Origin of the sequence: Pseudomonas edaphica (assembly GCF_005863185.1) — a bacterium.
GTDB lineage: Bacteria > Pseudomonadota > Gammaproteobacteria > Pseudomonadales > Pseudomonadaceae > Aquipseudomonas > Aquipseudomonas edaphica.
On record NZ_VBVZ01000109.1, the window covers coordinates 1 to 13,806 of the forward strand.

The following is a 13,806-nucleotide window of genomic DNA, read 5'->3' on the forward strand; positions in this document are numbered from 1 at the left end:
CTACTAGTGAGTGATTATGAGGTGCTTACGGGGTATCCGTTGGCGCACCGATGGCAAAAAAAGAAGGGTCAGCTTGCTGCTGGAAAACGCTTATTGCCGAAAATACCTTGTGTATTAGGTGGGGGGTTTGTATTAAATAATCTGTATTCGATTGATGCTGTCAAAGGAATGAAGCTTAGGGCTGATATTGCTCGTCAAATTAAAGACCTTCCAGACGGTGCTCAGATCAAGTTAAGGCTTGATAGCTGATTGTTTATTTCCGAGGAAAAAGGGAAAAAAGGGGGGGTAGATTTATTTTTCGCTTTCTTGGGTGAAGTCTTTCCAGAAAAAGGGAGCAGGGCTAAATAAATCTGTCCCCTTTTTTATGGTCCCCTTTTTTATGCTTTTTTATGTTGAGCAAAACATCGCAGTTGGGGTTGGCTCAAACGGCTTCGTGGTTCGAGCTAATCCAGTCAGTTCTTGGAAACCATTGCCATGATCAGGTTAAGACTAACGAGTGAGTATTTGGCTGGGCCGATATTCTGGCCAGATCCGGATAGAATGGGGCACGTTGATATCGAAGATTTGCCCCTTTCTCAAGAGCTGAAAGCCCAAATCAGTGAGTGGGATAGTAGGTACCAGTCAACGTTCAACAGCGATTACCCACCCGACTCTGGTTTTGCCTCGCCTGATGCAGAGCTTCAACATGCAGCCGAGGGGGAGCAACTGGCTAAATCGATACAACAAGAGCTAGAAGGCAGTTATACCGTAGAGTATTGGCCATAGTCGATAATTAGTCAGTGCAAAAGCAACTACTAACGCTCCAAATACACCCAGGTTCATTACGGACTCTGCCGGTAATACTATTGATTTAGATTATACCAAGGGACTCAGGGAAACGAATGTGACGGTCACGGGAACGCGTGGTGGTGTTCAGTATCCGTTGCAAGGGTAAACTCCCGATTCTTATGGGGAGGAAAAGGGGACAGATTTATTTAGGTAACAAAGAGTTCGGAGAATTAAATAAATCTGTCCCCTTTTTTGTTCACGTGACCGATCATGGGCAACCTGACGTGCGTCCTAATCCCCACCATCATGTGCGAGATGTGGAGCGAAATCAAAATGTCAAAGGTGCCAAGCCTGACGTGCATCCAGATTACTAGGAGGGAATATGCGGCCACTTGAAATCAGATTTGAGGGCGTTGAGAAGCTTTCCATTATTCCAGATTTTGATTTCTATAATCTAAATCTTGTGCTGGGGCTCAGCTTACAGCGAGAAAATATGGGGCACGCAGTTGATACTTACAGGGTTACCCTAGAGATGCTTTATGAGTCTGAGCAGTCGGCGTTTGAAGTTGTTTTAGGGTTTACAGGGGTTCGTCGTTTAGCAGTTCCTGATGTGTGTGGGAGTTTTTACTTGAGCGAAGTTAAAGTGGATGACGTCTCAGTTGATCAGCTTGAAGGAGTTAAATATAGGCTGAAAGACTATGGGGGCACAGGGTTTGAAGTGCTTTCTCGGGAGTTTTCAGTTGTCAGTTGCAAGCGACACTTGTGAAGCGAGAGTTAAACGGGGAAAGGGGACAGATTTATTTAAGTAACAAAAAGCTCGGAGAATTAAATAAATTCGTCTACTTGTTGCTTGTCCCCTTTTTTCTACTGATTTTCAACAATTTGCGGCCCCTGGTTTTTACCGGATGAGCCCGATGGTATTAGGAAGAAATTATGTACGGAAATAAAATATTTGTCTGCTGTACTCTGTTGGCAGGAACCGTGGCGCTCAGCGGTTGTAATTCGATATTACAGGGCAAGCAATACGACTTCCCACCTTCGGGTGCGCCTTCGGCAACGATTCGCCTTGAAAATGAACATGGAACCACCCTGGATGCCATAACCTTCAATGAAAAAGGTTGCTACGCGGGGCTCACACCGCTGCCCTATTCCGGTGACTTTATCGAATCGCGGATTGCCGTGGGTAAAAAACTGGTATTGACCTACGAAAGAGTAATCGGAGGCAAACAGTGTCTAGTGCACTTTTCGTTCACACCGCAGGACGGCGCTACATACACCTTGAAGACAGGTTCTTGGAGTGAGCCTAAGACAGGCTTCCTTCCCATTTTTAACTACGATCAGAGTTACTGCGGGATTGGTGTAATAAAAAAAGTCGGAGATGTTGAGGGTGTGGAACCCATTCAACAGCTGCGGATCAAGCCCGCAGGTCTTGCCTGCCTAATGTTCGTCAAATAGACGGTATAAGCGGCGTTTATTCTAATAATTAGCTGATCCTTCTTGGATCTTTATCCAATCGATTTTTGCGTTCTCGGTTTCGGCATTGCGACTGCCAGCTTATAAGAAAAAGGGGACAACGATGAGTAATAACGCGTCACCGTCCTGGCGCTGGATAGGGCGTCCGGAGCGTCTTGGATCCCTCAGGGTCAGACCCTGACGGCAGGCCGCTACCGGCCCGCATACAAAAATCTGTCACTCCCGCGGCCACTCGCAGCTCAATTTCACACCCCGACCGGGCGTGCTCAAATCCGATCAACGTGCAACCACACCGTCACACATAACCCCTTTTGCTCCCCCACATCCGTAAACCCCAACTGCACCCGCGCTCCTGTGCGATCGGCGATCGCCTTGACGATCGACAACCCCAACCCGGAGCCGGCCTCGTCGGTGCCCAGGCTGCGGTAAAACGGATCAAACACTCGTGCCCGTTCTTCTATAGGAATACCAGGGCCCGAATCCTTGATTTGCAGTTTCACGGCGTCAGCCTCCAGCGCAACCGACAGGTCGATACGCCCACCCGGCGTGGTATAGCGAATGGCGTTATCCACCAGGTTTTTCACCAGCGTAAACAGGTCCAATTCGTTGAACGTCACCTGCACATCCTGGGTGCTTTCAACGCCGATATCGATCTGTTTGCTCTCGGCCAACGGCAGCAAATCTTCCAGTATCTGGCGGTACACGGTATGCACCGACAGTGTGGTTTGCGCCCGCTCAGACGCCGACTGCGCCGCCGCCAGGCTCAGCAATTGATCAATCAGTTTGCGCCCGCGTTGAATGCCGCGTGACAGCGGCTCAAACCGCTCGCGGCTGACGGGCGATAGCTCGGTGGCGGCCAGCCGGTCGGCTTGCAGCGCCAGGGCGGTCATCGGTGAACGCAGTTCATGGGCGGCATCGGCGACAAAGCGCCGTTGGCTGTCCATGGACTGCCCGACGCGTGCCAGCAGGCGATTGATCGCGACCACAAACGGGCGTACTTCGCTGGGCAGGTGCTGCTCTTCAATCGGGTGCAGTTCCTGCTCGGCCCGTTGGTCGATCTCTGCGGCAAGCACGCCAATGGGGCGAAACAACTTGCGCACCAAGTCGCCGACCACCAGTAACAACACCGGAAACAGAATCAGGAACGGCAACAAACTGCGCCAGGCGCTTTCGCGGGCGTCCTTGTCGCGGGCATCGGATTCCTGGGCCACGGCGATGCGTTCACCACGGGCGGTGGTGTGCACCAGCACGCGAAAATTTTCGCCGACCATGGCGACGGTGGACAGGCCATCGGCGAGGCTGGCCGGAAACGGCAAAGGCAAGGCTTCATCCGTGGTGCCCGTGGCCCTTGGGCTGTCACTCAGGTGCTGGATGATCACCCGGGTTTCTTCGTCATCGCCTTTAAGCGCCGGGCCTTGTGGGTATTGCAGGGTCATGTGCTGGCGGTCATACAGCATCGCCACCTGGCGCAAGGTGGCGTCCTGCTGTTCGTGGGTTTCTTCAAACGCCGAGACAAAGGCGAACACGCTGGCCACCAAGGCCACCAGCAAAATAGCGAGGGATAACGCCACCGACAGGCGCAGTTGCACTGACTCGCTCAGACGTTTTTTGAAACCATCCATCCCATGCCCCTGACGTTCTTGATCACGTGAGTGCCCAATTTGCGCCGCAAGGCGTGAATCAGGAATTCGATGGCGTTGCTTTCCACCTCATTGCCCCAGCCATACAAGCGGTCTTCCAACTCGCTGCGCGAAAGGATGGCGCCGGGACGAATCAACAGCGCTTGCAGCAGCGCAAATTCGCGACTGGAAAGGGCGACCTCATGCTGTTCTTGCGTACTGGCTTGCTTGGTGAGCAGGTTCAGCGTCACCACGCCATTGCCCAGCAACGATTGAGCGCTGCCGCCTTTGCGGCGTAATACCGCACGCATGCGTGCGAGCAATTCCGGGATATCAAAGGGCTTGAGCAAGTAATCATCGGCGCCGCCGTCTAGGCCCCGCAGGCGGTCGTCGAGGCTGTCGCGGGCGGTGATGATCAGCAAGGGTACGGGGTTGTTGCGTGCGCGAATCGTGTCCAGCACGTCGAGGCCATCCTTGCCAGGCAGGCCAAGGTCGAGCAGCACCAGGTCATAGGGATGGGTGTCGAGGGCGGCGAGGGCGGTGAGGCCATTCTTGACCCAGTCAGCGGCATAGCTCGCGTCGCTGAGCGCACGCTGGATCGCATCGCCAATCATCGGGTCGTCCTCGACCAGCAGTATTCGCATAAGTCTCTCCGCACAAAAAGCACGCGCGGCGAGGTGATCGCCGCGTGTGTATTGAAGCACCTGGGCAGGCATTTGTCCGATATCAGCCCTTCATCAGGTCGAAGGTCTTGAGCAGGTCGTCCATCGAGGCTTTGCACTCTGCCTGGTTAGGGTTGCCGTCACGCAGGGCCGAGAGGGCGCGGTCGATGGCTTTGTCGAGCACGTGCCAGTCGTTGGCGGCACGTGGCTTGATCCCGGCTTCAGCGCTGTCCCAGCTGGTTTCCAGGTCTTTGATGCGGGCTTTGGCACCTGCCAGGTCGTTCTTGGCGACAAGACCGGAAACGTCTACCGCGATGTTACGAAACGCCGACAGATCACCCAGTTGCGACATATGGCGCTGGCTGCTGGTGGGGTTGGCCGCGCTGGCAGGTTTGTCAGCCGGCTTGGAACAACCGGTGGCGATGCCCAGCATAAAAATCGCTGAAACAATGGCGGCATGGCGGATCACATTGCGAACTTTGCTCATGGCAGTTTCCTTGGAGTGAGAGTTTATTGAATGAGGGTTTTACGGCTGCCGATGCTGATTTGCGCCACGGCCACCAGCAACACGATCACGCACAAGAACAGCGCGCTGGTCCAACTGGCGCCCATGCCCAGGCCGCCATACGTCTTGGCTTGGGTGAGCAGGTCGCCGAGGGAGGCTCCGAACGGGCGGGTGAGGATGTAGGCGATCCAGAAGGTCAGCACGCTGTTGACGCCCAGGCGCCAGGCCAGCAGTGTCACGCCGATTAAACCGGCGAAAATCACCGCGCCGAGGGTAAAGCCCAGGCCCAGGGCTTCGGTGGCCAGGTCACCGGCGGCGGTGCCTAAAGCGAAGGTGCACAGCACGGTGGTCCAGTAGAACCACTCGCGCCGTGGGGTCACGATGTCGCGGATCGACAGGCTGCGCTCGGTGCGATACCAGACGATGAAGTTAAGCGCGAGCAGCACCGAAAAAATCGCCGTACTGGTGTACAGGCTGACGTCGAGCTTATCGGTGAGGATATCGGTGATCTGCGTGCCGACGATGCTCACCAGCACCACCGTCAGCCAGTAGATCCACGGCGTGTAGGCCTTGGTGCGCAGTTGGCCGAACAACGCGAGCCCCAGCAAAGCGGCCATGCCGATGCTGGTCCAGCCGGCGCCGAAGCCTGCATCCACGGCGAGGTAATCCGCGCCGGTTTCGCCCACGGTGGTGGACAGTATCTTGATCACCCAGAATGACAGCGTCACCTCGGGTACTTTGTTCAGCCAACGGGCTGCTGTGGCATTCATCGGGGTTACCTCTCCTTGACTGCGCAGTGGTTGGCGCAGGGGAGAAGGTAAGCCCCGACACTTAGCTGAGACTGAGGGCCTGGGTTTTTTTCAATACATGCGCCGTGCCGAGTGTCGTGAGGTGCACCACACTGCCGGTGGGCGGGGCTTGCAGGCCGGAACTGCGCACCAGAATCGCCTGGCCCGGTTCATCCTCGGCAGGCTGCAACACCACGGTCAACGTGCAGGTATTGCCGCCGAATTCGCGCTCGGTCACGACACCACGACAGCCCGACAGGTCGGTGGTACTCAGCTGCAATTGCTCCGGGCGCAGCATGATCCGCGTTGCTGCGTGGTCCGCCGTACTGTCCACCGGCACACGGCCCAGCCCGCAATGCGCCCAGCCAGCTTCAATACGGGCGGGCATCACCACCGCTTCGCCGAGGAACAACGCGGTTTGCTCATCGACCGGGTATTGGTACAGGTCCATCGGGTGGCCCGCCTGCACCAGGCGCCCCTGGCGCATCACTGCCAATTAGTCGGCAAACGACAGCGCTTCACTTTGATCGTGGGTGACCAGAATGGTGGTGATGCCCGCGTCGCTCAGCAGGCGCGCGACCATTTTGCGCATGGCCGAGCGCAGGCCGGTGTCCAGCGCGGAAAACGGTTCATCCAGCAACATCAACCGGGGTTGCTGGGCCAAGGCCCGGGCGAGTGCCACGCGTTGCTGCTGGCCGCCAGACAGTTCATGGGGCCAGCGCCGGGCCATGTTGGCGTCGAGGGCCACGCTGTCCATCAGTTCGGCGATGCGTGTGTGCCGGGCTTCACCTTGGGTGGCCAGGCCAAAGCCGATATTGTCGGCCACCGTCATGTGCGGGAACAGCGCGCCATCCTGCGGCACATAGCCGATCTGGCGCTGGTGGGCCGGCACCGCGTGGGTGGCGTCGACCAATACCTGGCCGTTGAGCGTGAGGCTGCCGGTGTCGGGGAATTCAAAGCCGGCGATCATGCGCAGCAAGGTGGTCTTGCCCGAGCCCGAAGGCCCGACGATCACTGTGCGGCTGCCGGTGGGCACCGCCAGGGAGACGTCCGCCAGGGCACGCTGGGTGCCGAAGGTCTTGCAGAGGGCGTTGAGTTCGAGGGCGTTCATCGGCCTGCCGTGCGTTTGGATTGATGGTAGAGAAGGCCGGTTAACGGCAGTGACAACAGGATCATGATCAGCGCGTAAGGCGCGGCAGCGGCGTAGTCGATTTCGCTGGTCAGCGCCCAGAAACCGGTGGCCAGGGTGCGCGTGCCGTTAGGCGCCAGCAGCAAGGTGGCGGTCAACTCGTTGGTGATCGCCAGGAACACCAGCGCCGCACCCGCAGCCGCAGCAGGCGCGGCCAGCCGCAACGTGATCAGCCACAGGGCGCGGCCCGGCGAACGGCCGAGGCTGCGCGCCATGTTTTCCAGTTCTACCGGCGCCTGGGCGATACCCGCGCGCAGGCTCACCAGCGCCCGTGGCAGGAACATCAGCAAATAGGCGAGCAGCACGGTGATGGTGGTCTGGTAGATCGGCCGGGCGAAATGAATGGTCACTGTGACCAAGGCCAGCGCCACCACAATGCCGGGCAACGAACTGGTGATGTAGTTGCAGCTTTCCAGGATGCGCTGTAAACGCCCTGGCGCCCGAATCGACAGCCACGCAATCGGCACCGCCGCACAGGTGGTCAGCACGGCACCGGCCACGCCCAGTAGCACGGTCTGCTCCAGCGCGGGCAGCAGTTCGTTGAACTGCCATACCTCACGGCCACCGGCGATCAGCCACTTGCCCAGGGTGATCAACGGCACACCCAGGGCCAGCGCGCAGGTCAGCCCTTGCAAGCCAAGGGCAAGCAGCGTGGTGCGCGTGCGCAGGCTCACAATACGTTGCTCGCGGGCGCTGCCGGAGCCGACCCGCGCATAACGCGCATGCCCGCGTGCGGCGGATTCCGCCGTGAGCATCGCCAAACAACACAGCGCCAGCACCGCCGCAAGCATATTGGCGGCAGGGCCATTAAAGGTGGATTTGAACTGATCGAAAATTGCGGTGGTGAAGGTGTCGAAACGAATCATCGCGTACAGGCCGTATTCGGCGAGTAAATGCAGGCCCACCAGCAGTGCGCCGCCGCAGATCGCCAGGCGCAACTGCGGCAGCACCACGCGAAAAAATACCGCCCAGGGCTTGAGGCCCAGGGACTCGGCCACGTCTTCAATGGCAGGGTCGAGCCGGCGCAAGGTCGCCGCCACCGGCAAGTACAAAAACGGGAAATAGGCAATCACCGAGACCAGCACGCCGGCCGGCAAACCATGCATCGACGGCACCAGGCTGACCCAGGCGTAACTGTGCACAAACGCCGGCACCGCCAGCGGCGCAACCGCCAGCAGCGACCACACACGGCGCCCTGGCAGGTTGGTGCGCTCGGTCAGCCACGCCAGCGCAATGCCCAGCACCACGCACAAGGGCAGGGTGAACACCACCAGCAACACGGTGTTGACCAGCAGTTCACCCACACGCGGACGCCACACCAACGCTTCAATCTGCGCCCAGCCGATTTGCCAGGACACGCCGATCACAAACGCAATGGGCAGCAGCGCCAGCAGCGACACCACTACTGACAAACTGGTGACCCACGTGCCCCCACGGCTTTTAAACAAACCGTGGGCGCGTTTACGCGGTTGCGCCTGCGTTAAGGCGGGAGCTAAAGGTTCAGGCAGCAATCAGAGCAGTCCGGCTTGGGTCATCAGTTCGACGGCCTTTTTGCTGTTGAGCTTGGAGGCGTCCACTTTCGGCGCGTCCAGCTGGGCCAGCGGTGTCAGCTTGGGGTTGGACTGTGCGCCCTGGCCCACGGCATATTCGAACGAGTTGCCGTCCTTGAGGATCGCCTGTCCGTCTTTGCCGGTGATCCACTTCAAGAAGGCCTGGGCTTCTTCTTTATGCTTGCTGGAGGCCAATACACCGGCGCCGGAGATGCTCACAAAGGCGCCTGGATCCTGGTGTTTGAAGTAGTGCAATTGGGTGTTTTTGCTGTTTTCGCCGGTCTTGGATTGGTCGACAAAGCTGTAGTAGTGATAAATCACGCCGCTGTCGACCTGGCCGGCGTTGACGGCTTTAAGCACCGCGCTGTTGCCACGGTAGATGCTCGCGTTGGCCTTCATCGCCTTGAGCCAGTCGAGGGTGGCGGCTTCGCCTTTGAGTTCCAGCACGGCGGCGACGATGGCCTGGAAGTCGGCACCGGCCGGTGAGGCAGCCCAGCGGCCTTTCCAGCTTGGCGAGGCCAGGTCCAGCAGGGACTTTGGCAGCTCGGCTTCTTTGAGTTTGCTCGGGTTGTACACGAACACCGTCGAACGTGCGGCGATGCCCAGCCACTTGCCGTGGGCGGGGCGGTAGGCGGCGTCCACTTGTTCCAACGTGCTCGGCGCTACTGGCGCGAACAGCCCGGCGTTGTCCACCAGCACCATGGCCGGGGAGTTTTCGGTGAGGAACACGTCGGCCGGTGAGGCTGCACCTTCCTGCACGAGCTGGTTGCCCATCTCGGTGTCGTCGCCATTGCGGATGGTTACCGGAATCCCGGTTTCCTCGGTGAAGCCCTCAACCCAGGCCTTGGTCAGGCTTTCGTGCTGGGCGTTGTACACCACGATGCCGGCGGTTTCGGCGGCATACACTTGCCCGGCGCCAACCAATGCAGTGGCGAGCAGGGCTTTAGTGAGGAAAGACGGTAGACGGGAAGCCATACGTTGAATGCTCCGGTTTTTATGTAGGCACGGGAAGCCCGTGAGGGGTCGATTGAGACTAGACCAATAGGAATCATTTGCATGTTTGGGCGCGGCGAATGTAGAGGCGCAGATGAGAAAAAAACGTCAAATAAACGGTTAACAAATGTGATGAGGCCTATTAAATGACGCAGGTCAAATGTGGGAGCTGGCATGCTCGCGGATGCAGTGGTTCAGTCAGCATCTCTGGGTCTGACCCACCGCATTCGCGAGCAAGCCAGCTCCCACCGTTTTTATTGTGTTCAGGCAGGCGGGGCTGTGGGTTTAAGGCACTCGATGGATCGGTCCACGGTGGTCTTGGCCATCTCCAGCAAATGCCACACCGCCAGAATCTTCGCGCGCTGCGGGCTGGCCAGCAAATCACCGCAATTGAGTGCAGTAGCTGAAGCACTGTCGAGCAAGCTGGCGGTGTAGAGCAGGGCGTCTTCGAAGCTCAGGTCTTCGATTTTAACGCCGTTGGAGGGCAGGTAATGGTCAATGGCGCGGTTGAAGGCGGCGCGGTCTTTGGCGGCGTTGCGGGGTGGGTCGGGGACGACTTTTTTCATGGTGTAACTCCACATGGTTGGAGCTGACACTTGTCGCGACTAAACGAGGGTGGCAGCTGTACGCAGGTTAGTCGACCGGTCACATGGAAAACCGGCGCACCCGAAGGTGCCCTACGCACAGCCACCATAAAACTTCACGGAGGACCATGCGCCATGTAAGACCCGAGCGACTAAACCCGATCACTGATAAGCAGTGACGGATCGCAGACTAGCCATCGATTCCAACAGGCACAAGGCGGCAAGGATTGTCTAGGAAACGTCCTGCAATTTAAAGGGACGCGCCCTGCTGGCCCTTTAAAAACCATGACCAAATGCCACTAATCTCGCCACAGATCGTTCCCGCGCTCTGCGTGGGAATGCAGCCTGGGACGCTCTGCGTCCCGCTCACAACATTCAAGTTTTGCGCAGGTGCGACGCGGAGCGTCACGGGCTGCATTCCCACGCGGGAGCGTGGGAACGATCTATCAAGTCCGGCCATTTTTGTAGGCGTTAATTTCTAGTGATGTAGGCAACTTCCCAAATATCACTCAGCCTTCCCGACCTTGTGTCCGAGCCCTGTTCGCCTGCTTATATTCCAACGCCATCTTCATTGCATTCAGGGATACGAAGCATGGCGCAGGGCTATATCAACGACCGCCTCACGGACTACATCAGCTTGAAAAACCAGTTGATGGGTCATGCCCCGGGACGGCAGCGTGCCGATCATTATGATGTGCTGAACCGGCACCTGCGTCATGGGCTGGTGAGGCCTGGGCAGTTGGTGATTATTCCCGATCCCTGCAGCGTGACCTGTTCGCTGGAAGAGGCCTGGCTTGTGCGCCATGCCGAGGCAATCGGTCGGGAGCTGGACGCGCGCGCCGCCACCCAAGTGGTCAACAACTATGACCTGCTGCAAAGTCTTCTCGGGTACGGCTCGTTGGGAGTGGGCAGCTCAACATCGGCGTGGGCGCGGCATCTGGACGAAGTGGCGCAGACGCTGGAAGAGATTGAGCGGCTGCACCAGCGCCTGAAAACCGCAGGCTTGGAGCGTGAGGCTTTTTTGCGCCAGCGCCAGGCGCTGTTTGGGCTGCTGGATACCCAGTTGCAAGGCGCGGCGCGATTTGGCACGGGGTTGCGAGGTAATCAGGCGCTGAAAAAGATATTGGGGGTTTCAACCAAAAGCTATCTGCACAAGGGTGAGATTGCCGGGTATGCGCAGCGGATGCGGAGCATTGCGCAGACCTCGAAGTGGTTGGGGATGGGCACCTATGTGGGCTTGGCACTGGACGTGGGCGTGGCAGGGTTGGAGATCAAGGAGGCGTGTGTGGAGGGGCGCGAGGCGCAGTGTCGGCGGGCGAAGTATGTGGAAACGGGGAAGTTGGTGGGTGGCGTAGGGGGCGCTTATGGCGGAGGGAAGGCGGGCGCGAAAATAGCCCGTCTCGGCTGCAAGGTTTTTTTGGGCGTCGTGGCTAAAGGAAACGGTGACCTGGCTTGCGCAGTGATCGGCGGCGCTGCGGGAGGGTTTGCAGTAGGCAATGTAGTTGGCGATTTCGGTGCGTTTCTGGGCGGGCAAATCGAAGAGATCGACGGTGATCTGATCTTTCAGCCAGAGGGCGCATAAGCATGGATTTTCAACTCATCCTTGCAATCATTCTATCCATAGCGACGTTCGTTTTTGGCGGACTCACTTTCTACGCCGAGTGCACAAAGCTCGAAGCCCTGGAAAGCTACTTCAGCGAAAACGAGGTGGTCTGCGCCAACAAACGGTTTTGGGGCAGAAACAAGCACATCGACAGGTTTCATCGCATGCTTGTGATCAGTGACCTGTTGGGCATGCCTAAATTTCACATTAAAAGAGGCGAGGTGACCGAGGCAGAGGTGGCGGCCGTCCCTCTGTCCCTCAAGCGTTGGGCGGTGTGGCCGTATCATTTTGGGATGGTATGGTTTGCTGGCTGTATCCTCTGGACCCTCTTGTATGGCTGGTAGCCTGCGGCCATCAGATCGTTCCCACGCGGGAGCGTGGGAACGATCTGTTAGCGCATGTGCAGGATAATCGGGCTACTACTGGCCGGGTCGGTATGCCCGCGCAGCTTGTTCACCGCCGCAGCCTCCACCGCGCCGCCGTTGTTGCCCCATGTACCGCGCACGTAGCTCAACACCTGGGCGATTTCCTGGTCGGACAATTGCTCGCGGAATGCCGGCATGCGGTACGCGTCCGGCATACCGGCGGTCACGATGCGTTGCGAGCCATTGAGGGTGATGTTGATCGCCGAGGCGCTTTCCTTGGCCAAGGCTGAGGTAGCACCGGCCAACGGTGGCATCCACTCCGGCTGGCCTTTGCCGTCCAGGCCATGGCAGGAGGCGCAGCGGGTGGCATAGGTGTGGGCACCCGGTGCGCTCGTGTCGAGCGCTGCCGTTTGGTACTGCCACGGCGAACCGTCACGCTGCGGGTCGCCCGGCAGTGATTTGAGGTAATGCGCAATGGCCGCCAGATCGTCGTCTTGCATGAACTGCGTGGAGTTGTTAAACGCCTCGGTCATCGAGCCATACACCACTGCGTGTTTGTTACGCCCGGTCTTGAGGAATTGCACAATCTCCGGCTCGCTCCAGCGGCCCAAACCGGTGTTGTGGTCCTGGCGCAGGCTGGGTGCGTACCAGCCGTCGAGCAAGGCACCGGCGAGGAACGGCGCGCCGGACTCGTCCAATGCCTTCTCGTTGAACGCCAGCCCACGCGGCGTGTGGCAACTGCCGCAGTGGCCGGGGCCTTGGACGATATAGGCGCCACGGTTCCACAACGCGTCCTGCTCGGGTTTGGCGGCATAGGTTTTAGTCGGCGCGAACACGCCGTTCCACAGTGCGATGGGCCAGCGCATGTTCAGTGGCCACGGGATGCTGCTGGGAATGTTCGGCTCGCTGGCCGGTTGCACGCCTTGCATAAAAAACGCATACAGCGCACGCATGTCGTCGTCGCTGAGTTTCACGTAGGACGGGTAGGGCATGGCCGGGTAGAGCCGTCGCCCGCCCGGTGCCACGCCGTGGCGCACGGCGCGGTCGAAGTCGGCCAGGCTGTAGGTGCCGATGCCGACGTTTTTGTCGGGCGTGATGTTGGTGGCATGAATGGCGCCCAGCGGCGTGGCCATCTCCAGGCCGCCGGCAAACGGCGCTTTGCCCGGCAGGCTGTGGCAGGCCACGCAATCACTGACGCGGGCGACGTACTCGCCACGGCTGACCAGTGTCGGGTCAGCCGTGGCGTTGGCCTGTTCAAACGGCGAAGCAGGTTGACGGGTGACGTACCAGGCCAGCAGGCCGGCGGCGACTGCGCCGGCCAGCACCAGCCAGCCAGCGGTTCTAGCCAATCGTTGGTTGTTCATAGGCGTTCCTTGTCGGTCAGGCGAAGGTGTAGCGGCTCAGGGGCAGGCTGCGGATGCGCTGGCCGGTCAAGTGCGCCACCGCATTGGCCACGGCAGGCGCCACTGCGGGTAGCGGCGGCTCGCCGATACCGCCCATCTTTTCGCCGCTCTCGACGATCTTTACGTGCACCTTGGCCATCCGCGAGGGTGGCAGGATCGGGTAAAGGTCGTAGTTGCGCGCCCGTGGTTTACCGTCCACGTACACCGCTTCTTCCACCAACGTTTGTGACAAGCCCAACGCTACGGCGCCGTTGACCTGGGCCTCGATGATCGCCGGGTTGACGATGCTGCCAGGGTCGATGGC

General features: G+C 58.9%; 13 protein-coding genes and 2 pseudogenes. 5 read left to right on the forward strand and 10 right to left on the reverse strand.

Features of this window, described 5'->3' with window-relative positions:
* The 3 genes and pseudogenes from FEM54_RS09705 to FEM54_RS09715 form a co-directional block, all read left to right on the forward strand.
* Positions 1-249: pseudogene (locus FEM54_RS09705) on the forward strand (SMI1/KNR4 family protein); the annotation flags it as partial.
* Between the two features lie 901 nt (positions 250-1,150).
* On the forward strand, positions 1,151-1,534 hold the full coding sequence (locus FEM54_RS09710; protein WP_138450639.1) for a hypothetical protein: 384 nt from the start codon (positions 1,151-1,153) through the stop codon (positions 1,532-1,534).
* A 167-nt stretch (positions 1,535-1,701) separates the two neighbouring features.
* On the forward strand, positions 1,702-2,223 hold the full coding sequence (locus tag FEM54_RS09715; protein ID WP_138450641.1) for a hypothetical protein: 522 nt from the start codon (positions 1,702-1,704) through the stop codon (positions 2,221-2,223).
* 284 nt (positions 2,224-2,507) lie between these two features.
* Here FEM54_RS09715 and FEM54_RS09720 read toward each other — a convergent pair whose 3' ends face one another.
* From FEM54_RS09720 to FEM54_RS09755, 8 genes and pseudogenes are all read right to left on the reverse strand, one after another.
* Positions 2,508-3,863 carry an ATP-binding protein gene (locus tag FEM54_RS09720; protein ID WP_138450643.1) on the reverse strand — a complete coding sequence of 452 codons (1,356 nt, stop codon included), beginning with the start codon at positions 3,861-3,863 and terminating at the stop codon, positions 2,508-2,510.
* Positions 3,839-4,504, reverse strand: coding sequence for a response regulator (locus FEM54_RS09725; protein WP_017137706.1), 666 nt, complete (start codon positions 4,502-4,504; stop codon positions 3,839-3,841). Before FEM54_RS09725 ends, FEM54_RS09720 begins: the two co-directional genes overlap by 25 nt.
* Before the next feature lie 82 nt (positions 4,505-4,586).
* Positions 4,587-5,009 (reverse strand): hypothetical protein, encoded by a 423-nt coding sequence (locus tag FEM54_RS09730; protein WP_017137707.1) that lies wholly within the window; start codon positions 5,007-5,009, stop codon positions 4,587-4,589.
* 23 nt (positions 5,010-5,032) lie between these two features.
* A complete protein-coding gene (locus FEM54_RS09735; protein ID WP_138450645.1) occupies positions 5,033-5,797 on the reverse strand; it encodes a COG4705 family protein in 765 nt (254 codons plus the stop codon).
* Positions 5,798-5,858: 61 nt separating this feature from the next.
* Positions 5,859-6,926, reverse strand: a pseudogene (locus tag FEM54_RS09740) (ABC transporter ATP-binding protein).
* Complete coding sequence (locus FEM54_RS09745) at positions 6,923-8,512, reverse strand: ABC transporter permease (RefSeq protein WP_026013755.1); 1,590 nt, start codon at positions 8,510-8,512, stop codon at positions 6,923-6,925. The pseudogene FEM54_RS09740 and the gene FEM54_RS09745 overlap by 4 nt, the downstream one beginning before the upstream one ends.
* Before the next feature lie 3 nt (positions 8,513-8,515).
* Positions 8,516-9,529 carry an iron ABC transporter substrate-binding protein gene (locus FEM54_RS09750; RefSeq protein WP_017137711.1) on the reverse strand — a complete coding sequence of 338 codons (1,014 nt, stop codon included), beginning with the start codon at positions 9,527-9,529 and terminating at the stop codon, positions 8,516-8,518.
* A gap of 281 nt (positions 9,530-9,810) precedes the next feature.
* Entirely contained in the window at positions 9,811-10,113 is a 303-nt protein-coding gene (locus FEM54_RS09755; RefSeq protein ID WP_138450647.1) for a DUF6124 family protein, read from the reverse strand.
* 610 nt (positions 10,114-10,723) lie between these two features.
* Here FEM54_RS09755 and FEM54_RS09760 point away from each other — a divergent pair.
* The gene (locus tag FEM54_RS09760; protein ID WP_138450649.1) at positions 10,724-11,713 is read left to right on the forward strand and encodes a hypothetical protein; all 990 of its coding nucleotides are present in this window, start codon (positions 10,724-10,726) and stop codon (positions 11,711-11,713) included.
* Between the two features lie 2 nt (positions 11,714-11,715).
* Entirely contained in the window at positions 11,716-12,078 is a 363-nt protein-coding gene (locus FEM54_RS09765) for a hypothetical protein (protein WP_017137713.1), read from the forward strand.
* A 47-nt stretch (positions 12,079-12,125) separates the two neighbouring features.
* On the opposite strand, the gene FEM54_RS09770 is transcribed toward FEM54_RS09765, so the two are convergent.
* A complete protein-coding gene (locus tag FEM54_RS09770) occupies positions 12,126-13,463 on the reverse strand; it encodes a c-type cytochrome (RefSeq protein ID WP_138450651.1) in 1,338 nt (445 codons plus the stop codon).
* A gap of 16 nt (positions 13,464-13,479) precedes the next feature.
* The coding region (locus tag FEM54_RS09775) for a molybdopterin cofactor-binding domain-containing protein (protein WP_138450653.1) at positions 13,480-13,806 on the reverse strand (327 nt) is incomplete at its 5' end.

Excerpts from the sequence above, each read along its gene's own strand:
- FEM54_RS09710 (WP_138450639.1), top strand. The coding sequence starts at position 1,151 with ATGCGGCCACTTGAAATCAGATTTGAGGGCGTTGAGAAGCTTTCCATT.
- FEM54_RS09715 (WP_138450641.1), top strand. The coding sequence starts at position 1,702 with ATGTACGGAAATAAAATATTTGTCTGCTGTACTCTGTTGGCAGGAACC.
- FEM54_RS09720 (WP_138450643.1), bottom strand. The coding sequence starts at position 3,863 with ATGGATGGTTTCAAAAAACGTCTGAGCGAGTCAGTGCAACTGCGCCTG.
- FEM54_RS09725 (WP_017137706.1), bottom strand. The coding sequence starts at position 4,504 with ATGCGAATACTGCTGGTCGAGGACGACCCGATGATTGGCGATGCGATC.
- FEM54_RS09730 (WP_017137707.1), bottom strand. The coding sequence starts at position 5,009 with ATGAGCAAAGTTCGCAATGTGATCCGCCATGCCGCCATTGTTTCAGCG.
- FEM54_RS09735 (WP_138450645.1), bottom strand. The coding sequence starts at position 5,797 with ATGAATGCCACAGCAGCCCGTTGGCTGAACAAAGTACCCGAGGTGACG.
- FEM54_RS09750 (WP_017137711.1), bottom strand. The coding sequence starts at position 9,529 with ATGGCTTCCCGTCTACCGTCTTTCCTCACTAAAGCCCTGCTCGCCACT.
- FEM54_RS09755 (WP_138450647.1), bottom strand. The coding sequence starts at position 10,113 with ATGAAAAAAGTCGTCCCCGACCCACCCCGCAACGCCGCCAAAGACCGC.
- FEM54_RS09760 (WP_138450649.1), top strand. The coding sequence starts at position 10,724 with ATGGCGCAGGGCTATATCAACGACCGCCTCACGGACTACATCAGCTTG.
- FEM54_RS09765 (WP_017137713.1), top strand. The coding sequence starts at position 11,716 with ATGGATTTTCAACTCATCCTTGCAATCATTCTATCCATAGCGACGTTC.
- FEM54_RS09770 (WP_138450651.1), bottom strand. The coding sequence starts at position 13,463 with ATGAACAACCAACGATTGGCTAGAACCGCTGGCTGGCTGGTGCTGGCC.